This window comes from Symmachiella macrocystis (assembly GCF_007860075.1).
Classification (GTDB): domain Bacteria; phylum Planctomycetota; class Planctomycetia; order Planctomycetales; family Planctomycetaceae; genus Symmachiella; species Symmachiella macrocystis.
Map to the genome: position 1 here is coordinate 754,393 of NZ_SJPP01000003.1, position 20,808 is coordinate 775,200.

General features: G+C 55.4%; 15 protein-coding genes. 11 read left to right on the top strand and 4 right to left on the bottom strand.

What is annotated here, in order from left to right; translation table 11 throughout:
- Positions 1-79: 79 nt before the first annotated feature.
- The 7 genes from hemB to tsaD all read left to right on the top strand — a co-directional run bounded on the left by hemB (position 80) and on the right by tsaD (position 9,440).
- Positions 80-1,054, top strand: a complete 975-nt coding sequence (gene hemB, locus CA54_RS26395) for a porphobilinogen synthase (protein WP_146374207.1) — start codon at positions 80-82, stop codon at positions 1,052-1,054.
- A 286-nt stretch (positions 1,055-1,340) separates the two neighbouring features.
- Positions 1,341-1,784 carry a hypothetical protein gene (locus CA54_RS26400; protein WP_146373981.1) on the top strand — a complete coding sequence of 148 codons (444 nt, stop codon included), beginning with the start codon at positions 1,341-1,343 and terminating at the stop codon, positions 1,782-1,784.
- 211 nt (positions 1,785-1,995) lie between these two features.
- Entirely contained in the window at positions 1,996-3,186 is a 1,191-nt protein-coding gene (locus CA54_RS26405) for a M20/M25/M40 family metallo-hydrolase (RefSeq protein WP_146373982.1), read from the top strand.
- A 357-nt stretch (positions 3,187-3,543) separates the two neighbouring features.
- Positions 3,544-4,440 (top strand): polyprenyl synthetase family protein, encoded by an 897-nt coding sequence (locus tag CA54_RS26410; RefSeq protein ID WP_146373983.1) that lies wholly within the window; start codon positions 3,544-3,546, stop codon positions 4,438-4,440.
- Positions 4,441-4,551: 111 nt separating this feature from the next.
- Positions 4,552-6,477 carry a 1-deoxy-D-xylulose-5-phosphate synthase gene (gene dxs, locus CA54_RS26415; protein WP_146373984.1) on the top strand — a complete coding sequence of 642 codons (1,926 nt, stop codon included), beginning with the start codon at positions 4,552-4,554 and terminating at the stop codon, positions 6,475-6,477.
- Between the two features lie 316 nt (positions 6,478-6,793).
- Positions 6,794-8,260: a S41 family peptidase gene (locus tag CA54_RS26420; RefSeq protein ID WP_231963202.1), complete on the top strand. Its 1,467-nt coding sequence runs from the start codon at positions 6,794-6,796 to the stop codon at positions 8,258-8,260.
- Positions 8,261-8,372: 112 nt separating this feature from the next.
- Positions 8,373-9,440 carry a tRNA (adenosine(37)-N6)-threonylcarbamoyltransferase complex transferase subunit TsaD gene (tsaD, locus tag CA54_RS26425; protein WP_231963203.1) on the top strand — a complete coding sequence of 356 codons (1,068 nt, stop codon included), beginning with the start codon at positions 8,373-8,375 and terminating at the stop codon, positions 9,438-9,440.
- 38 nt (positions 9,441-9,478) lie between these two features.
- Here tsaD and CA54_RS26430 read toward each other — a convergent pair whose 3' ends face one another.
- The 3 genes from CA54_RS26430 to CA54_RS26440 form a co-directional block, all read right to left on the bottom strand.
- Entirely contained in the window at positions 9,479-10,879 is a 1,401-nt protein-coding gene (locus CA54_RS26430) for a tetratricopeptide repeat protein (RefSeq protein ID WP_146373985.1), read from the bottom strand.
- Positions 10,880-10,953: 74 nt separating this feature from the next.
- Positions 10,954-13,476 carry a hypothetical protein gene (locus CA54_RS26435; RefSeq protein ID WP_146373986.1) on the bottom strand — a complete coding sequence of 841 codons (2,523 nt, stop codon included), beginning with the start codon at positions 13,474-13,476 and terminating at the stop codon, positions 10,954-10,956.
- A 766-nt stretch (positions 13,477-14,242) separates the two neighbouring features.
- Positions 14,243-15,583, bottom strand: coding sequence for an MFS transporter (locus CA54_RS26440; protein ID WP_146373987.1), 1,341 nt, complete (start codon positions 15,581-15,583; stop codon positions 14,243-14,245).
- A 156-nt stretch (positions 15,584-15,739) separates the two neighbouring features.
- Between CA54_RS26440 and CA54_RS26445 the strand changes: the two genes are divergently transcribed.
- From CA54_RS26445 to CA54_RS26455, 3 genes are all read left to right on the top strand, one after another.
- Positions 15,740-16,171: a dual specificity protein phosphatase family protein gene (locus CA54_RS26445; protein WP_197532855.1), complete on the top strand. Its 432-nt coding sequence runs from the start codon at positions 15,740-15,742 to the stop codon at positions 16,169-16,171.
- A gap of 93 nt (positions 16,172-16,264) precedes the next feature.
- Positions 16,265-16,750: a DUF420 domain-containing protein gene (locus tag CA54_RS26450; protein WP_146373989.1), complete on the top strand. Its 486-nt coding sequence runs from the start codon at positions 16,265-16,267 to the stop codon at positions 16,748-16,750.
- Positions 16,751-16,918: 168 nt separating this feature from the next.
- Positions 16,919-18,775 (top strand): sodium:solute symporter family protein, encoded by a 1,857-nt coding sequence (locus CA54_RS26455; protein ID WP_146373990.1) that lies wholly within the window; start codon positions 16,919-16,921, stop codon positions 18,773-18,775.
- 321 nt (positions 18,776-19,096) lie between these two features.
- Here the strand turns inward: CA54_RS26455 and CA54_RS26460 are convergent, their stop codons facing one another.
- Entirely contained in the window at positions 19,097-19,423 is a 327-nt protein-coding gene (locus CA54_RS26460) for a hypothetical protein (RefSeq protein WP_146373991.1), read from the bottom strand.
- Between the two features lie 156 nt (positions 19,424-19,579).
- On the opposite strand from CA54_RS26460, the gene CA54_RS26465 reads away from it, so the two are divergent.
- Positions 19,580-20,698: a zinc-binding dehydrogenase gene (locus CA54_RS26465; protein ID WP_197532856.1), complete on the top strand. Its 1,119-nt coding sequence runs from the start codon at positions 19,580-19,582 to the stop codon at positions 20,696-20,698.
- The last annotated feature ends 110 nt before the right edge of the window (positions 20,699-20,808 follow it).

Sequence of the window (20,808 nt, forward strand, 5' to 3'; positions counted from 1 at the left end):
GCATGACTTGAAATCAATACATTAGAGAACAGGCCCGAACGTGTCTTCATCGTCTTCCTCAGGGTTTCCCGGCGTCCGCATGCGGCGGTTGCGTACTCATCCTAAATTGCGGGATCTCGTCCGCGAGACGCACCTTCGTCCAGAGGATTTTATTCTGCCATTGTTCGTGCGGCACGGCGAAAACCAGCGGGTGGATATCTCTTCCATGCCGGGGCATGCTCAACTCACCACCGACTTATTGGCTGACGAGGTCACCGAAATCGAGGCATTGGGAATCCCGGCGATCATTCTGTTTGGAATTCCCGCAAACAAAGATGCGGTCGGTAGCGACGCCTTTGATGATGGCGGCATTGTGCAACAGGCGGTGCGTGCGATTAAATCCGCCGGGTCGATGCTGTTGGTTATGACCGACGTCTGTTTCTGCGAATTCACCGAGCACGGCCATTGCGGCATCATCAATGAGAAAACCGGCCAGACGGATGTCGATAATGATGCGACTTTGGAAATCTTGGTGAAACAAGCGGTCAGCCACGCCCGAGCCGGTGCCGATGTCATCGCTCCCAGCGGCATGATGGACGGGATGATCGTCGCGCTGCGGCAAGGGCTGGACGAAGCTGGTTTTACACACTTGCCGATCCTCAGCTATGCAGCCAAGTATTCGTCGGGGTTCTATGGACCGTTTCGCGAAGCGGCCGAAAGTGCCCCAACGTTTGGCGACCGACGTACCTATCAAATGGACCCGGCCAATGGCGCCGAGGCACTTCGTGAAGTGCTCTTGGATGTCCAAGAGGGCGCGGACATGTTGATGGTCAAACCGGCGCTTAGTTATTTGGATGTGATCCAACGTGTGAAACAGGCGCACCCCAGCATTCCGCTAGCGGCATACAACGTCAGCGGCGAATTCGCGATGCTGAAAGCTGCTGCGGCCAATGGTTGGATTGATGAGCAGCGTGTCGCGATGGAGGTCTTAACTTCGATCAAGCGCGCGGGTGCCGACATGATCCTCACCTACCACGCCAAAGACGCCTGCCGCTGGTTAGCCAATCCTGGATAACGGTCCCCTATCCAGTCCTGATTAGGGCATAGTAGTTAATCCTATGTCGCAACCAGGGAACGCACCGTATCATTAATATACACAGACCATGCCCACTTGCATCGCGAACGACATGCAAGTCGCTATCCAAGTGGGAGAACTGAGTATACATGTCGGGAGATTCACGATTAGTGCTCATTCGCTCACTAGTGAATACCCGCAACCAGCCACTACACTCCCGCTCGCAACAAGGTTAATTGCACTAAAGGTATGGAATTAAGCAGGCACGAGATCACGAAGAAAGCGAATGATGGCTAAGAAAAAGAAGAAGTTGTCCGTTACTGATTTAGAAAACCTATTACAACAGCGTATGACGCAGCTGGAAACTCTGATCGAGAAGCGGCGGAATCTGCAAGATCAGATCGCCCAGTTGGATCGTGAAATCCACAGCGTCAACGGATCGGGTGCAGGGACCGGTCGCGTTTCCCGATCGAAAGTCGTTGCCAAGCCAAAACGCAAACGTCGCCGCGCACGCAACTCGGTCTCATTGACCTCCGTAGTCGCAACCGTGCTCGCTAAGCACAAAAAAGGGCTTCCGACCGCCGAGATCGAAACCGCTGTCTTAGCCACTGGCTACAAGACCACCAGTAAAAATTTTCGTCCCATGATTTATCAGACATTGGCGAAAATGAAGGAATCCAAGGATGTGATCTACGATGGCGACGCAAAGCTGTATAAGTTGACGAAATAGTCTTCCCAACGCCGGTTGATGTCTTGGTCTGAGGAAATCTGATTGATTGCGGGTGCCGCGCAATGAATCGATCCCAGCAACATTCAACCTCAGTTGTGGACACAAGCGGGCCGTGACCCGTTGATTCACGTGAAAAACGGTGGGACTCGCCCCGCCGTTTTTTTTATGACTCCACCCAATCGTTACTTAACCTGCAATGGATGCTCCAGCTATGTCATCTCCTTCATTTAAAATTGACAAGAAAAATGCCATCGATCTTGTGATGCAATTGATGGCTATTCCCGGAAAGAGCGGTGAAGAATCGCTTGCCGCCGATTTCATCATCGATCAACTGCGGGCAGCCGGAGTCCCCGCGCGTGCGATTACTGCTGACACCACGCACAAAAAAAGCCCGATCGGTGGAGAGCGCGGAAACTTGATCGTCAAACTCCCGGGAACCATCCGTGGTCCGCGACGGCTGCTTATGGCGCATATAGACACGGTTCCGCTCTGCGTCGGCGCGCGGCCGGTGCGTAAAGGGAACTTCGTGACCTCCCGCGATGCGAATACGGCTCTGGGGGCCGATGACCGCGCCGGCGCTACGGTAGTGTTGAACACAGCCATCGAATTGATCAAGCAAAAATTACCGCACCCTCCGTTGACGCTCCTGTGGCCTGTTCAAGAAGAAATCGGTTTATGGGGCGCCCGCAACGCGAGCCTATCCAAATTGGGGAACCCCAAACTCTGCTTCAACTGGGACGGCTACGCGGCGGAGATGGTCTGTATTGGGGCGACCGGTGATTTTCTGATCGAAATCCAGATCGAGGGGATCGCCAGCCATGCCGGCGTCCATCCCGAACAAGGGGTCAGTGCGGCGGTCATTGCCGCCAAAGCAATCGCTGATCTCGAGGCCGGCGGGTGGTTGGGCTTGGTGCAAAAAGGCAAGCAGGCCGGGACAAGCAATATCGGCGTGATAGAGGGAGGCGCCGCTACGAATGTGGTGATGCCCACATTATCAATTCGCGCCGAAGCCCGGAGTCACAATCCTAAATTTCGCTCCCGGATTGTCAAAGAGATCGAACAGGCATTTCGGCGTGCTTGCCGTTCCACCAAAAACGATTCCGGCAAAACCGGCCGCATCGAATTCCAGGCTGACCTCAAATACGAATCCTTCCGACTCGAGGAAGACACTCCCGTGGTCCAAGCCGCCTATACGGCTCTGGAATCGGTCGGACTGCAAGGTCAGCCCCGGATTGCCAATGGAGGATTGGACGCCAATTGGCTGACCGCGCGGGGATTGCCGACCGTCACCTTCGGCTGTGGACAGATGAATCCGCACACAGTCAACGAAACTTTAGACGTTGCTGCATTCTTGGATGCCTGCAAAGTGGCTTTGGCGGTGGCAACCGAAGCCCAAGCCTGACAGGGCAGTAATGGCCTGACTGTTGGTATGAGAAACGTCATTTAGTGACCTAAATCCCCAGTATTCTGCAGATCCCTCTTGCGTAGAATTCCTCGGACGCTTACTTTGTAATGCAAAGTCCAGTTAATTCCCCGTGCGAAATCCGGGTGTTAAGTTTGTGCGGATCCCGTAATCGGACTTCGTTCTAACTTGTTACCCGAAGTTTCCCGTCGACTCAGTTTGCGTCGGACACCCTAAACTGTACAATCACAGATGGTTATCTCAGCCATGATTGCGGCACGATTTAAGAATGAAAACGACCATCGGTGGAGTCCGGAAAGGATTCCTTGTGTCCTACACGGGAACGTGAACGCCCCTATGGCCAAATCGGCAGTTTTACTCCACGAGTCTTGGAACGCACTTCGAACCGACGTCGAAACTGCCCTGGAGCAGTACGTTGAGAGTGCGCCCGACTGTCCTGAGCAATTGGCGCAGGCTATGTGCTACAGTCTCATGGCTGGGGGAAAACGACTACGTCCGATTTTAGTATTGTTAGCCTGCGAAGCGTGTGGAGGCGATACGGCTGCGGCCATGCCGGCAGCCTGCGCAATCGAAATGGTGCACACCTACTCGCTGATTCACGATGACTTGCCCGCAATGGACGATGACGACCTACGGCGCGGTCGCCCGACCAATCACGTGGTGCATGGAGAAGCCACCGCGATTTTGGCTGGCGACGCATTGTTGACATTAGCGTTTGAAGTGCTGGCGCGTGACGTTAAACCCCCGCGAATCGCAGCCGCATGTTGTGCCGATTTGGCCTCCGCTGCCGGACGTGCGGGTATGGTGGGAGGCCAAATTGCCGACCTGGAAGCAGAGACTTTTGAAACACCGACATTGGAACAATTGGAACAAATCCACCGCCGCAAGACTGGCCGCTTGCTCACCAGTGCGCTCACGTTGGGCGGTCGCATTGCTCAGGCGGACGATAACGCATTCCAAGCTCTGACCAGCTACGGACAATGCCTCGGCTTGGCGTTTCAGATCACCGACGACCTGTTGGACATTGCCGGAGACGCAAAGACCTTAGGCAAAAGTACGGGCAAAGATGTTGCACAAGGAAAATTAACCTACCCGGCGCTCTTGGGTATCGAGGAAAGCCAAAACCGGGCCCGCAGCCTCATCAATCAGGCATGCCGCAATGTGGAAATGTTTGGTAATCGTGGTCAGCGATTGGATGCATTGGCCCGTTTTGTTTTAGAAAGAGACCACTAAAGCGATGCCTTTACCTAAATGGGTCGGATGCGAAGAACGATAAATCGGGCTCGATGCTCGTATCGGATTTTTCACTGATAAACTGGAAACCCCAGACGGACGATACACTTGATGAATGAATTGCTTTCTACGATTGATTCGCCGAAGGATTTGGCTAAATTCAGCGACGACCAATTGACACAATTGGCGGCTGAGATTCGGGAAGCATTGTGTACGGTCGTTTCTGATCGGACCGCTCACTTTGCCAGCAATTTGGGTGTCGTGGAACTGTGCATCGCCCTGCATCTAGTCTACGACTTTTCACAAGACCGGCTGATCTGGGATACCGGCCACCAAGTGTATCCACACAAATTAATCACCGGCCGCTATCACGAATTCCCCACCATGCGTCGCAAGGGAGGATTGATGGGATTTCCCAATCCCAATGAAAGCCCCTACGACCTGTTTATGACCGGGCATGCCGGCAGCAGCGTTTCCACCGTATTGGGTCTGAAAACCGGCGATGACTTGCTGGGGCATGACGAGCGCAAAGCGGTCGCGGTTATCGGCGATGGGGCGCTCCCCTCGGGGATTGTGTTCGAGGCGATGAACAATGCCGCCGAACTCAAAAAAGACATGCTGGTTATCCTCAACGACAACGAAATGGGCATCTGCCCCCGCGTGGGAGGATTGGGCAAAACACTGGACAAAGCGCGTACCACGCCGCTGTATGGCGAATTCAAAAAAGATGTTTCCTGGATCCTGAATCAGATTCCGTTAGTTGGCGGTTCGGTAGAAAAAGCACTCGTGCAAACCAGGGACGCCCTGAAAGCGTCGCTGCATGGTGGCATGCTGTTTGAGGAAATGGGTTTCCGGTATATCGGTCCAATCGACGGGCACGATTTGGCCACCTTGCGGGAATACCTCGAGATGGTCAAAAACCTCAATGGTCCCGTACTGCTGCATGTTTTCACGGAGAAAGGGCACGGCTTCAAACCGGCTGCCGAAGACCCCGTGATGTTTCACACGCCGCCTCCTTTTGAACGCAACGGCGACGATAGTGTGGTCTCGGTCAAAAAGAGCAGCAGCCGCGCCTATACCAATGTGGCCAGCGAAGCCATTCACGCCGTTATGCGTCGCGACAAACGTGTCTCGGTGTTGACGGCGGCGATGTGCGAAGGAAACAAACTGGGCAAGGTCCGCTCTGAATTTCCCGACCGATTTTTTGACACCGGCATTTGCGAAGGACATGCGGTGGCCTTCGCCGCCGGTATGGCCAAAGCCGGAGCGCGGCCGGTCGTTGATATCTACAGCACCTTTCTGCAACGCAGTTTCGATCAGATTTTTCAGGAAGTCGCCCTGCAAAACCTGCCGGTCACGTTTTGTCTTGACCGCGCCGGACTCTGCGGACCCGATGGCCCCACTCACCACGGGGTGTTTGATGTGGGGTATATGCGACTATTCCCCAACATGGTCGTGATGGCGCCCGGAGACGAGAAGGATGTCTCCGCCATGCTCGACTTTGCTTTGGATTACAACGGTCCCGTTTCAATTCGCTATCCAAAAACCGGTGCAGACCTTGTGGATCGCCCCTTTGTCCCGGTCGAACTCGGTCACTCCGAGATTCTGGAATGGGGAGAGGACGGCACGATTGTCGCCTTCGGAGCAACCTTAGCTGCTTCTATTCAAGCGGCGGCGCGACTGCGTAAAGAAGGACTCGAAATTGGCGTGGTGAATGCAAGATTTGCGAAACCCCTCGATACTGCGACAATCTTTCGCGCCATCGACGAGACGGGCTTTGTGCTGACCGTCGAAGAAGGCGTGCTTGCTGGCGGATTTGGCTCGGCGGTGCTGGAAGCAGCCAATGCCGAGGGACACCGCACCGACCACATTCACCGCTTGGGAATTTCCGATCAATTTGTCGAGCATGGTGACCGTGGCGAATTGTTGGCCGATTTGGGGCTGGACGCTGAGGGAATCTTCCAAGCCGCGCTACAGCAAATCGAACGCGCCGGTGTTACCAAGGATTGGGGAAACGGACTAGAGCACCCCGCTTGATAGCTCTTCCCCGCCGAATTCTCGTGCAAAACATCCTTGCAGGCGACCGGTGCATCCCGATCGGTTTCTCAGCCGGTCACACAGCGACCGACAGCTGCTGCGAGTCGATAATTCACGAGTGTCCCAAGCCGCCGATTGACGTGTTTTAGAACATAGACCGTCAAATCTTGCCTGATCTTCCGCGATTGCCTACAATCGTAGTGATGTCGAGGTGTGCCGCTTGCACAATTGTGTCGCGTCCATTTTCGATGATAACAACTAACCAAGCCATTGGGCGTGGGGAGTGCTCTTGCCATCCGATTCGGAGGTCCGGTGAATGCGTTGTCAGTCATTAATTGTCGCTTGGGTTTTGGTTTTGAGCACCATGGCACTTGTCGGCCCGGTCTCTGCAGACGAACCCGCGAAAGAAGCGGAAACTGCCAAAGAGATCAAGGACAAAGACTATGAGATGTTCAAATTGTTTGTCGACAGTTTTGAACAGATCGATCGAAATTATGTCAAAGAGGTCGACCGTCGCGAGTTGATGGAAGCGGCCATTCAGGGCATGCTCCGCAAGCTCGACCCGTATTCGAATTATATCAGCCCGGAAAACCTGCGGGCGTTTAGCGATTCGGTCGAACAGCAATTCGGCGGAATCGGTATTCAAGTCACACTCGACCCCACGACGCATCGTCTAACGGTTGCTGCCCCGCTTCCCGGTGCCCCGGCGCAAAAAGCTGGTGTCAGACCGGGTGACATCATCACAGACATCGAAACCGAATCGACCGAAAACTTTGACATCGAGGACGCCGTCAAACTCCTCCGCGGCCAGCCGGGTGAACCGGTCAAAATCAAAGTTCTGCATCGCGGCGAAACCGAACCGGTGGAAGTCACCATCGTCCGCGACATCATCCGCGTCGCCACCGTGCGGGGTATGAGCTACAAAGAAGATGGTAGCTGGAGCTATTTTGTCGATGAAGAACACAAGATCGCTTATCTACATCTGACGACCTTCAGCCGCAATTCCTACGAAGAGCTCAAAGAGACGATGGAAACCTTGTCTGAGGAGGGAATCAAAGGATTGATCTTGGATCTGCGTTTCAATCCCGGCGGGTTACTTTCGGTGGCCACGGAAATCTCCGACATGTTCGTCGAAGAGGGAAAAATCGTCAGCACCAAAGGCCGCAATACGCAGGAGCAGGTCTTTTCGGCGAAAAAGCAAGGGACATACAGCGACTTCCCCATGGTGATCTTGGTGAATCGCTATAGCGCTTCGGCGAGCGAAATTGTTTCCGCCTGTCTCCAAGACCACAAACGAGCGCTGATCATCGGCGAGCGAACGTGGGGCAAAGGGAGCGTACAAAACGTCATCAATCTCGACTATGACGATAGTGCGTTGAAACTGACAACGGCCAGTTACCATCGTCCCAGCGGCAAAAATATCCATCGTTTCCCCGGCGCCAAGGAAGAAGATGAATGGGGCGTGATGCCGGATGAGGACTATAAAATCCGCCTGGGAGACCGGGAAATCGGGAATTTGCATAGCCATCTCGCTGAGCGAGAACTATTCAAACCAAGCGATGATGAAGACAAAGGCGAAGAATCGAAAGAAACATTCGCTGACCGGCAACTCGAAGCGGCGGTCGCCTACTTAGCAGCCAAGATCGACGGTGTCGAACCACCGAAACCGACGACGCCTGCTAAAGAAAATGGTGACAACGACGAAGTCGCCAAAAAGGAAGATGCGAAAGTGCCCGAGACGAAAGAGGAGTCGAAGCCGGAACCGGAGTCCAAACCGAAATAGCCGGGAGAATCTTCGCCAGCGACTTTCCCAGCATGTTTCTCCAGCAACACTCGACCGCGGAGGCCCCATCAGGTTCTCCCGGTCGTTTTTTTAGCGCGGGTACTTAAGTGCAGTGACCGATAATTTGCCATCCGAGGAATCTCGTGCCGCTGGGCGGCGATTGATTTTGGCCATCGAGTCTTCGTGCGACGAGACGGCTGCTTCGGTCATCGATAGCGACTTGAACATTCTGGCCAATGTCGTTGCCTCCCAAACGGATCTGCACCAACGCTTCGGCGGGGTAGTTCCGGAAATCGCTTCGCGGGCGCATGTCGAAAACATTCTGCCAGTGATCGACGAGTCCTTGCGGCAAGCCAACGCCACGCTAAAGGACCTCTCAGCGATCGCTGCGGTGACACACCCCGGCCTGGTCGGCTCGCTGCTGATTGGATTGACTGCGGCAAAAACATTGGCTGCGGTCTTGGATATTCCGTTGGTGGCCGTCGATCATCTCCAGGCGCACATTTTTGCCTGCCGTCTGGCCGCCGGCCGTGATGTGTTTCCCGCGGTTGGACTGGTCGTCAGCGGGGGGCATACGAATTTGTATGACTGCCAAGCGGCGTTGGAAATGGAATTGTTAGGCTCCACCATCGACGACGCCGCCGGCGAAGCCTTTGACAAGGTGGCGGCGATGCTGGGGCTGGACTATCCCGGTGGCCCCTCGATCGAGCGTGCCGCACGCGACGGCAATCCGGCGGCGCACGATTTTCCGCGTTCGTTCATCAAACAAGATCGACTGGAATTCAGTTTCAGCGGGTTGAAGACAGCTGTGTTGTATCGCGTTGCGGGGCAACAGGCAAAAACCGTTGATCCCTCCTCGCTATCCCGGCAACAAATCGCTGATGTCGCTGCAAGCTTTCAAGAGGCGGTCGTCGATGTGCTGGCGGCAAAATGTGGACAAGCCTTGCAGCGGCTCGGCTATCGTACGCTCTGCGTAGGAGGCGGCGTCGCAGCCAACGGCCGACTGCGGGAAAAACTGACTGACGTCGCCTCACAATGCGGCGCGGAATTGATTATTCCGCCCATGGATTTGTGTACCGACAATGCGGCGATGGCGGCGATTGCCTGGGAATTGCTTGCCCGCGGCGAAACGGTGGCCTTAGATGTAGGTGTACAACCCGGTCTCGTTCGTAAGAAGTAGCCGGACCGTTTTTTTGTCGGCCTTGCGATACTGTTTCCTCAATTCCCGCCGCCGCTGTTGAGGAAACTAAACGTGAACACGTCAGTGACTTGCGAAAATGTGGGCGTCAGTCGCATGCGGACATAGCGGCGGTCTGCGGAAATGACGGCGGAGGCTGACAGCGAGGAGCCTTCGGGAATGACCGAAATCACCGGCTGATAGCCGACGCCCGCGCGGCGCGGGGCGCCGGGTTGTGTTAAGCGGCGCGTCCTTAGAAAGTCGTCGCGGGCTTGCCGACTTTGCGCCGACGATTGCACTATGCGGCTGCGATTGCGGACCGGAACCGGTGGATGCGCCATGTGAGGCACCGCAGACACGGTGACCGGTTGTGTACGACGTCCCTGCTTGAGTTGCACGCGCACCACCGTCTCCTCATCGGTCAGAGCAATCACCTGTGTCTTGGTTGTTTCCGCGTCGGTCCCCTTATATTGCGTCACTGTGAGCAAAGCGCGTTTGGCAACCACCCGGCCCCAAACATGTTGGATTTTGATGCGATAGGTTCCGGTGAGCGCCTGTGGATAAATAATCTGTTCGTAGGTCTCCTTTTGGCGCGGTCCCATGCCGTCGTGCAGGAGGACACCGCCTGCCGGAGACTGGGGGTGTTGCAACGAACAGAGCGTGCCATTGGGTTCCTCGATAATGAGATCCAAGTCCGCTTCCCCCTGCCAACGGAGAATGATCTCCAGATCGTGCGTTTTAGCAGCGGCCATTTTTTCAGCAACGGCTTTCGCCTCGGCGGTTTTACCCGCTCGATTGAGCTGTTGTTCCAAATCGAGCAGCGCGTTTTCTGCTTGGCGATGCAGCGGCTGGTGATCGGTGGTCCAAACGTGCGACAAAATACCCAACGCGGCCCATTGCACGGCGTCCGCATCATTAAGTTTTTTGGCCAATCGCAACCCGAGCGCGTACGGTTCAGGGCGAGCGGGATTCAGTGACGAGGCTTGCCGGTAGAGGTGCAACGCGCGGGGCAGTTGTTGAAACCGCACAAGATACGCGGCCGAAAGCATCATGCTGGATTGGTCGACGGTGCGAAAATCGGACCGTGATAGCATGGCGCGTTCGATGTCGTCGGTCGAACGTTCCGCCAATTGCATCTCCAAGGGAAGCACTTCATACATCCACGTGCGGCCCTGTCCGTGCCGAATGGCGGCCTCTAAAAAAGCGACTGCGCCGGCATGGTCCTTCAACTCGAAAATCGCTTTGAAGGGTGCGTGAAACTCGATGGGTTGCGGTGTATGCGTGGCAAAAAACTTGTCCCAAACCTCAATCGCATTGCCCTGCACGGGAATCGCGGGAAAGGGAATTGGCTTAAAATCTGCGGGATGTGGAGCCGAAGTTGGGTCGGTTAATGCCGAAGCGGAGCCGGGATTGGGATCCCGACTCCGCTTCTTTTTTGACAAGCTAGGTTGTTTGGCGAAACTCTCCGTAGAGGCTTTGGAGCCCTTAACGGCGTCTTTGCCTTTCTGACGGCCCTTTACGGTTTTTTTTTCTGGGCATCAACAGCTTTGTTGTCAAATTCGGCAGGTACGTCTTCCGCGGGGACGTTGAATTGTCCACCACCGAATCCGCCTCCACCGCCGCCGAAGCCGCCGCCACCGCCGCCGAATCCACCGCCACCGCCGCCGAATCCACCACCGCCACCGCCGAAGCCGCCACCACCGCCTTGCGGGGTTTGAATCGGAATCACCAAGTCGCCAACAGGATAGACGCGGATCTGGAGGATTTCCTCAGCGACCCGTTTTGTGGTGATCTTCATGACTTCGTCTTGGACGACATAGGTCAACTGCAACGGTTCCAGCATCAACTTCAACGCGTTGCGAAGTGAGATCCCGGCGAGAGTCAGGTTGATGGGCGAATCGGGAGAAATACCTTCATCGTTGAGGGCTACGTCATCGACCACGATCTGAATATTGTGCAAGTCCTTCAAGTACAGGACCACATCCGTCAACGGTTGGTCTTGGAAGTCGACTTCAGTATTCTCATCCAAGGCTTCGTAGATACGATCTTCGATCGGGCTGAATTTCTTCAAGTCGACCGAAGCCCATTTTTTACGGTTAATGGTCAAAGCTTCCCAAACTTCCGCCGGCGGATAAACGATCGGCGGTTCATCCGGGAACGGAACGTGCGACAGCTCCACCTGATACAGCGTCTCTAAGAAGCGGTCGTATCGCAAGTACTGCAATCGCAGTGCCTTGTCGAGTTGTCCGGCAGCTTCGGCAACGAACACAGCTTGCGCGGTCACGCCGGTGTATGGTTGCAATTCCCAGGCAGCCCGTGCGACAGCTTCGGCCTTTTCAAAAGCGTCGCGGTCGCCGCGATACCCTTCGTAGATCAACACGCTAACTTGGTCGATCAACTGCTTCATCGTGTCTTCGTCTTCAGCAAGCTGATCCAGCAGCCGCCGTTGTGCTTCGATTTGCGATTGACGCTGTAAGTCTTGACGCTGCGCCAATTCCCGCTGGTCTTTCAACGTGGAAAGCTGTTGAATAGCTGTCCGTAACCGAGCCCGCAATGATTCGCGTGCATTGATGTCCACATCGGTGGCACCGCTGACCGATCGCAATGTGCCTTTGAGCAACGAAATCGCCGCACCTGGATCAGTCCTTCGGGCATCGTTGGCATGTTCCAAGTCAGCATTGACCTGGCTTTTGAGCCGCTCTGTGCGGACCTCACGCAATTTCTCTTGTTGGGCCAGCAGGTCGACTTCACCTTGTTTCTTCCCGTCATCGACTGGAATTGCTGGAGCCGCGTCGTTTTGTTGTGCCACCTTCAACACGCGATGCCCTTTTTGAGCATTCGTTACTGTGGAAAAGATGATTTGCGCTTTCACATTCGCGGGGTCTAAACGTTTGATTTCACCAGCGAAGAGATCTGCTTGTTTCATTTGTCCGGTCGCGACAGCATGCTCACCGAGGTCGACCAAATTGGCGATGTGGTTTTCATGAGCTTCGCGGCTGACATTGAGCAAGTTGGTGCCTGCCAACGGGACCGACAGGCCATCATCACGATTTGCCTGCGACCACAACGCTGCCAGAAACGTATTGCCCGGTTGCTGCTCGATGTTGCCGACGGTCCAACGCATTTGTTGATCGCCGATCGTGACCATGATTTCCGGTGTTTGAGCGATGTCTCCTTTGCCGATCAAAATCGTTTCGCGATCGCTACGCAACGGCGGTAAAACGGACGGATAGACGCGAGCACCGACTGGAGTCATGCTGTAGTTCGTGGGATAGTAAACCGGAGCATTCGCGGCGGCGACCAGTGATTCGCCGACCTGTTGTGGGTAGAGATTCGAATCGACTTTTGTGGCATCTTCAATCACCACGACACCGCCTGTGTGCTGGGCGATGACACCCAACAAACGCAGGTCGGTCTGCGGTCCGATCGCGAAGCTATGCATGGCGATACGTTGTTCACGCATGTCACCAAGCATGCTTCGCATGACTTCGGTGCCGATCAAGTCGGCAATACTGAGTCCGTCACCGATATAAGTGATCGAGGCGGGACGGTCGCCGCTGACGGCTTCCATCGCGGTCCGCACGGCCAATCTCATGTCGGTGGCCCCCAGCGGAGTCCGCATGGACAAGCGATTCACAGCGCTGTCCATCTTCGCTCCCGTAGCAGGAATGAATTCTTTGGTGTAGCGTTTGGCTTTCACATCCACCGCAAACAGGCAGACGCGATCGTCAGCCGACATCGCTTGCAGCATGGCGGACAGAACCGCCAATCCGCGATCGCGATAGGCGCCGTTTTGACTCGCCGAGGTATCAAACAGAATGACGTGGTCGCGCGGCTGAGCCGGCGTCTGCTGAGCATCGACCTGCAATCCGAGAGCGAAATACGATTCGCCATCCGGAGCCGTGTAGGCCGTCATACTGGCCTGGTGGTCGGCCCGCAGATTGTCTGCTGCTGTTGCTTGCGAAAGGGAATAACTGCAAACGCAGACCAATGCGAATGCCGGCGCGAACCGAACGCTACTTCTCAACGTGGAGATCATTTTGCGACTCCGAGAACTCTGACACTGATACCTGGAACTGCCGCGAGGCGTGATTCCTGTAAATTGATTTCATCAAATGACGGGCGACGCTGATACTGCCAGTGGAAAACTCCACTCACATTCCAAACGCCGAATCCCACTCTCGGGAACATCGAATCGATTCACCCACGATGAACGACTCACCCGAAAGGAGATTACCTATTCTATAACGGGCAACCCGTCTTGCCCAAGAAAAAAACCGCAGAAACTTCCCAGTTTATCATAATTCCCGATTGTTACAAGCTTCTGGTCCCGCTGTCGAGTCGCAAACCCACTGAGATTTACGCTCACCGCTCTGCTGGTCATCGCGTCAGTAGTAACAACGCAACACCCAGGAAGAGATTTACTGTCATTGTCGGAAAAGTGTGAAAAAGTGGAAATTCATCGAGTCGGACGGCCCAAATTCGATGTCCCGGAGTGCACGCTATCCCAACAGCGCGTACACTTCGGCACGCTGGCAATACGATCCTTCGTAATTAACATCGGTGCAAAAAGGCTGTCGGTTATCGCAAAACTCCGCTCTTGAGACGAAAACCAGCGTTCCCAACCACCGCCGCCCCGCTAGAACGGGCCATCCGTACTTGGCGGACAAACGTGAGATTTTACCGGCGTTTTGCAATCCGACGCAGCAGGCCAGATGATTCCTACAATTGGCACAACCGGACCACGGCGACGAGTTTGATGCTCCGCGCGGCCGAACGAGGGAATCGGATCGTAGAGCCGACTACTACTCTGACGCTGCCGGCGGGTCCGCTTTCTCGTCGACTTCAACAACCGAGGCCAATACTCCTCGAATGCCGTGTGTCCGTTCTTGGTGAATCCAATAGACAGCGGCGACGATGGCGGTAATGCCACAAACTCCGGCCAAAAAGCCGAAGGCGGCTGACCAGCCGTATTCATCGGCAATTTTCCCGATACCCCAGCCCGAAACGATCGCGCCTAGATAACCGGCGCTATCGAGCAGCCCAGCCGTCGTCGAACTTCCTTGCTTACCCCCGAGGTCCATGGCGATGACCCCTGACAAGAACGAATAGGGTGCGATCAAGAAAAACGAAACCAATGACAATAGCACTAGTGCCACGTAGTACTTGTTCTGCATATTCGTAAACGCCAACACGCACAGCGCCACCGCCAATAAAACGATGGAGGGGAAGATCACACGCCCATGGCGTCCACCCATACGATCCGACAGCGTCCCTGCACTGAACGCTGCCACGGCCCCCACAAGTGGAAACACCATACTGCCGATCGCTGCTTGGCTATTTGTTGCACCAGTGACTTCGGTGAGAAAGGTCGGCGACCAGAAATTGAACGTCTCGCGAATCAACGTCAGCCCAAAATTGAGTGTTGCGCAGATCCAAAAGACCGGACTGGTCAGCAGAGGCCCGATCAATTTTACAAAGCTGGGAGGCACCGGGACATTGCCGGTGTCCCCGTAGACGTTGGCTGCGTTGGCATTGGGTTCTTGCAATCCGACTTCTTGCGGGCTGCCCTTGAGCGTGAATAACGAGATAACCGCGATCACCCCGACCGTCACCGCTGCAATAATAAACAGCCCTCGCCAACCAAAGCCCGCTTCTAGAAATAGGCCCAAATAGCCCCGCGCAAAGGCGTCCCCTAACAAATAACTCATGGAGAGCACACCCATGATCGTGGCGTACCGCCGCACTGGAAACCACCGCGAGGAGACTTTCACCAATGAGACCCAGCCACCGGACTGCACATAACGATTGATCGCCCAAATCACAGTGAAGGCAGCCAACCCGGTCGACAGTCCAAAGGCGACGGTGCATAACACCGAAGCGACCATCCCACCGATGAACAACAAACGTCCGCCAACAAAGTCGGCCAACAGGCCGTTGGTAATTTTTCCCAAGGCATAGAACAGAACACCGGTAGAGGCCACACCGCCAATTGCCGCCTTGTCGATGCCCGCGTCCTTGAATTCAGTCAAAATTAACGGGGTCGCCACCGAAAAATTTGACCGGCAGATATAATATCCTGCATACCCCGTGAACAGTGTGGCCATTGTGATGTACTGCCAACGGTTCAATTTCGTATCATCCATGTGGCAACTTCAACAGTCATTGAACGGGGAAGGAAATCAGTGAATCGCCCGCGCGGCAAGACAAAGTCGCACTACTGTCGCAGTCACTCGGCGGTAATGCAAGCGGACCCAGCGGGCAATCTGAGCAACTGTAAAGAATGTGTTAAGGAGAGTGTCATGAGAGAGGTCATTCCAGGCTGGCTGTGGATCGCCAACACCCGCGCCGCAAATGATATCAGTAGCGTATTGAGCGAGGGGGTGACTGCGGTCATCGATTTGGCGATTGAGGAACCGGTGATTGTTTATCCGCGCGACATCATTTATTGCCGCTTGCCGCTGATTGATGGTGAAGGCAATTCGCCGAAGCTCATCAATATGGCCATCGACTTGGCAGCGACATGCCTCACCGATCGCACCCGCCTGCTCATTCGATGCAGTGCGGGAATGAGCCGGTCTCCCATGATTGCGGCTGCGGCAATGGCGCGCGTGCGAAAAATTCCCCTGGAGGAGGCATTGACCGAAGTCGCCAAAGGGGCGCCGCACGATATTTCCCCCGGCATTTGGATGGAGGTCGAACAGGCGCTCCAACTCCGCACGTCCCTCAAATGACCAGATCGCGCAGTCTTGGCCATCCAGGGGGCTTGTGCTATCGTCTTGTAGCGCGAAACGGATTTTTCACCTTACTAATGGCAATGGTGGCCCATGGCGGATGGATTTCTCGGTTACCCGACTTCCTTGATGTTGGATTTTGTCGTTTGCGCGCTGGTCTTGATCGTGCCGCTACTGCTATTCAGCATTTATCTGGTCAAAATCAAACGCAACTATCTGCTGCATCGCAATATGCAGATACTGTTGGGTGTGACGCTACTCGCAGCAGTCGCCGCCTTTGAAATCGATATGCGGCTGCAAGGAGGCATCGAGGAGATCCTCAAGAAACGCGCCACTCCCCTCACAACAGCGCAGCACGAAATCTTTTGGAAGGTGATGTACGTGCATCTGTTTTTTGCCATCACCACCGTTCCCTTATGGGCCACCACGCTGATCCTGGCCTGGAAGCGTTTCCCCTCCCCGCCGGTCCCCTCGGAGCACAGCGGCCTGCACAAGCCGCTGGCGTGGTTCTCGACGATCGATATCACGATGACTTCGGTTACGGGCCTAGCGGTTTATTATTATGGCTTCATGGTTTGACGGGGATCGATGGACTCTCTGTGGGTTCCGTACTAAATCCGGCTGGCACGAGTCGCCGAGTCTTCCAGGCCCGCTGTTTCAGGCAGGTCTTGCTTTCTATCCAACGCCGATTGACGTACGCTGTTCGGGTAATCGTCAGTTCGACTCAATGCCCGTCAGGAATACCGCATGCCTGCAGCCGCTGCCGTCAATCTCGCCATTGTCGTCGCCTACCTCTTCGCGATGCTTGGGGTCGGTATGTGGCTGACGCGGTATGTGCGCAGCGAGGACGATTATTTCATTGCTGGGCGGTCGCTGAATCGTTGGGCGATTTGTGGGTCGGTGATGGCGACTAATGTGGCCGCTGTTTATCTCGTCGGGCCGGCGGGGCGGGCTTATTCCGGAGGAGCAGCGCTGCTGTTGATGGCTTGGACCGGCAATATGCTGGCGGCGATCAGTGCGGTCACGTTCTTGCCGCGATTTCGTCGGTTGGGAATCACCACGCTCTCGGAATTGCTCCAGCGGCGTTATGGCTCTGGAATTGCGATGGCCATCTCGTGCATGTGGATGTTGTTTTATGCCTTGTTCAGCGGCGTGACGATGCTGACCTGCGCCACGGTACTGACGGGTGCATTCGGCGGTGGCGAACATTTCGAAATGGTGCTCATTGGTGTCGCTGTCGTGGTGATCATGTATTGCCTATTCAGTGGGTTGTTGGCGGTTGTCTACACTGATTTGTTGCAGGCATTTTTGATCATCCTGGGAGCGGTGATCTTATTGCCCTTGGGGCTTAAGGCGGGGGGCGGGATCGAGGTGCTGTTTGATCCGGCGAAGATCGCCCCTGAAAAATGGCTGATGTGGCGACCTGCCGGACAGCCGGATGATTACCTGACGATGTTGATGCTGCTCGTGCTCGGTTTGCCGTATTGGTTCACGTCGCAATATATGCTGCAGCGGAGTTTTGCCGGGCGGAACGTCGAAGAAGCGAGCAAGGGACTGCTGTGGGCGGCGCTTCTCACCGGGCCATTGACGCTGTGTTATATCGTGCCGGTGATGGTGGCGGGGGTGAATCCGGAACTGCAACCGCCGACCGGTTCGGCCGACTCGGTTTTGCCGATGCTGGTGCAGAAACTGATGCCAATCGGGCTGGGAGGAATTTTTTTAGCGGCGCTCGTGGCAGCTTCCAACTCGACTGCTTCGAGTTACCTCAACAGTCTGGCGACCTTGTTCGAACGTGACCTGTATCGCCCCGCTAATCCGGATCGTTCGACGAAACACTATTTGCTAGTCGGCCGCGTCGTGACGATGTTGGCCGGCGGCATGGGATTGATCTATGCCGTGCTGTGCCACCGCTCGGAAATGAATCTTCTAGACTCCGCCTGGATGATTGGCAGTATTTTCCAACCGGCCATTTTTGTGGTCATCGCCGGTGCGCTCTTTTTCCGTCGCGGCACAACGGTCGGAGCCTGGGCCTGTCTGGTGATCGGCATCGGCTATGCGGCGGTCGGAGCGTTTGGTGGTTGGGCAGCGATTGGCGATGCGCTGCAGCTGAGTCATTGGCCCATCTTCGCCTGGGACCACACCAAGGCGCCGACCCGCGCGCTGGTCGGCATGCCGTTGAGCGCGGTCGTATTGATTCTAGGCAGCCTGTGCACATCCAAAAGGGCTTCGGATGAAAACCGGGCAGCGGAGCATGAGGTCTGGCTGAATCGCATGCGGTTTGCCCCCGGCGATTGGACGCCAAAGCGGCGTGCGGGGTTTGGCTTGGGGATGGTTTGCTTGGTGGGCATGATCGTAGCGGCCATTTTTGATCGCGACCTGCCAAAGCCGTGGAACGTACCCATTTTTCTGGGCTTGCTCAGTGGATTTGTCGCGGGCGTGTTATTGGCAGCGGGCCGGTTTTTGCCGGCCGAGGAAACCGAGATGCACACCCGCGCCGCGATCGAAGATTCCCGCTTCGCCCGTTACCTCGCCACCGGCTGGACCTGGGCAGCGGTGTATGCGGTGGCGATGGTGCTGGTGGTGGCTTTGTACGTGTTATTGTAGGGTGCGTCGCGACGCACCTTTCGATGTAGTACAAACGATTCCCATTATGATAAGGACTCACGCAAAAGGTTATTGCGGATTCAGCGGTAAGCAAATTGAATGGCTGCGCTGGCGGCGCCCCAGGTAAGTGACGAGCGCTTACCTTTTCCGGTATCGTTCCCGACCATATGACCTTTGCGATGTCGATTTGTTAGGGAGTCCCTCTCGTCCTACCTAGAAAGGTGCGTCGCGACGCACCCTACGGGCTAGCGAGCCGCATCGGCTTCGATGTCCTCAATTTTTGAAAGGATCGCATCACCAACCAAGGAAAGTCTGACCGGGTCAATCGATGCTCAAACCGCATTCCATAGTAGGTTTATTCTCCAGTTGTTCGCTTGGGCGGATATTTCGCATAAAAATTTGTTTGAACAGGAAAACTTCACACTCGTCGTCATCTCTCAGCCAAAGCTTGAGATAGGAGCGATACAGTGCGTTAACCGTTTCGTGTTCCCTAGAGTACTTCCCGACAGGATAGAAAACGGGATCGATTTTCTGGAAGCTCTCCCAACTAAGTTGTCCATTCTGTACTAACCAGGCGTACGGACCGACCGCCAACGGATAACTCGCGATCAAAATCAACCCGGCGATCGTCCAATAGATGTATTTCAATGCCACGGCTCCCTTATGAGTTCGTGACAACGGTAGCAACTTCGAATATTTGCGTCGATACGTTTTCAGTATCGTCGTGATTGCCAACGTGGCCATAACTACGTTAAATAAACGACTCCAGATCCTTATGCCATGCATTCCCCAGGAGCCAAAACGATGACCGCTACCGGACAAGTCGCTGCGTTTACCGGGGTGCGCAAGCCGTTTGCGTTGCGGGAATTCCCGGTCCCTGCACCGGCGGCTGGGGCGGTGCTTGTTAAGGTGCGGATGGCGAATGTTTGTGGTAGCGACCTGCATATTTGGCGGGGGGAATACGATGTCTCTCGCGGGCATACGGAACCGTTTTGCCTTTCCATTGGGCATGAAATGGCCGGGGAAGTCGCTGAATTGGGCGAGGGAGTCACGCATGACTCGGCGGGGCAGCCGCTCGCGGTCGGAGATCGTATCGTCTATCAATATTTCTGCCCCTGCGGCCGCTGTCGCAGTTGTTTGCGGCGCAGTACGCCGCGTTGCTCTGAGGCGCTGCGGAATCGCTACCCGCCGGATGAATACCCGCACTTCAATGCCGCCTATGGGCAATACTATTACCTGAATCCCGGCCAAGCGGTTTTCAAAGTCCCGGCGAATGTGTCGGACGATTTGGCCGGTCCGGCGAACTGCGCGCTGGCGCAAGTCATTGAAGCCTTTCGGCGGGGACACGTGGGTTTGGGCGATCATGTTGTGATTCAAGGGGCGGGGGGATTGGGAATCAACGCCGTCGCCGTTGCTCGTGAAATGGGCGTCGCGCAGATTCTTATCATCGATGGCATCGAATCTCGGTTAGAACTCGCCCACGCGTTTGGTGCGGACGAGACCATGTTGCTCGCCGACTATCCGCACCCCGATGACCGTGTACGGCGTGTGCGGGAATTGACCGATGGGTGGGGGGCGGATGCGGTGTTGGAGGTTTCGGGCCTGCCGGCGGTTGTTCCCGAAGGATTGGACATGCTGGCTCAAGGGGGCACGTATTTAGAGGTCGGCAATATCAATCAAGGCAAGCGGGTCGAGATCGATCCGTCGGTATTGGTGCATGGCGGCAAGTCGCTGTTGGGCATCATGTGGTATGATCCGGACTGCTTGAAAGCAGCGCTTGACCTATTGAGCACCAAGGCCGACGTCTATCCGTTTGAACAGATTCTGTCGCACCATTATCCTCTCAAAGATATCGACCAAGCCTTTGCCGACCAGGATAGCGGCAACGTACAGCGAGCAGCGTTGTTGCCCTGGGCGGACTGATATTAAGACCACCTAAGCCACTTCCCGCTGGGACTGCGAGCTTTTGCGACCTTCGTGGCTTGGCGTGAGGTTTTCTTTTTTTTGATGAGATTTTGTCCCACCTAGAGAGG

What these genes read in the sequence shown, in the direction of transcription:
- CA54_RS26405 (WP_146373982.1), top strand. Translation starts at nt 1,996, where the DNA reads ATGTCATCTCCTTCATTTAAAATTGACAAGAAAAATGCCATCGATCTT.
- CA54_RS26435 (WP_146373986.1), bottom strand. Translation starts at nt 13,476, where the DNA reads ATGATCTCCACGTTGAGAAGTAGCGTTCGGTTCGCGCCGGCATTCGCA.
- CA54_RS26420 (WP_231963202.1), top strand. Translation starts at nt 6,794, where the DNA reads ATGCGTTGTCAGTCATTAATTGTCGCTTGGGTTTTGGTTTTGAGCACC.
- dxs (WP_146373984.1), top strand. Translation starts at nt 4,552, where the DNA reads ATGAATGAATTGCTTTCTACGATTGATTCGCCGAAGGATTTGGCTAAA.
- CA54_RS26450 (WP_146373989.1), top strand. Translation starts at nt 16,265, where the DNA reads ATGGCGGATGGATTTCTCGGTTACCCGACTTCCTTGATGTTGGATTTT.
- CA54_RS26445 (WP_197532855.1), top strand. Translation starts at nt 15,740, where the DNA reads ATGAGAGAGGTCATTCCAGGCTGGCTGTGGATCGCCAACACCCGCGCC.
- CA54_RS26465 (WP_197532856.1), top strand. Translation starts at nt 19,580, where the DNA reads ATGACCGCTACCGGACAAGTCGCTGCGTTTACCGGGGTGCGCAAGCCG.
- hemB (WP_146374207.1), top strand. Translation starts at nt 80, where the DNA reads ATGCGGCGGTTGCGTACTCATCCTAAATTGCGGGATCTCGTCCGCGAG.
- CA54_RS26455 (WP_146373990.1), top strand. Translation starts at nt 16,919, where the DNA reads ATGCCTGCAGCCGCTGCCGTCAATCTCGCCATTGTCGTCGCCTACCTC.
- CA54_RS26440 (WP_146373987.1), bottom strand. Translation starts at nt 15,583, where the DNA reads ATGGATGATACGAAATTGAACCGTTGGCAGTACATCACAATGGCCACA.
- CA54_RS26410 (WP_146373983.1), top strand. Translation starts at nt 3,544, where the DNA reads ATGGCCAAATCGGCAGTTTTACTCCACGAGTCTTGGAACGCACTTCGA.
- CA54_RS26400 (WP_146373981.1), top strand. Translation starts at nt 1,341, where the DNA reads ATGATGGCTAAGAAAAAGAAGAAGTTGTCCGTTACTGATTTAGAAAAC.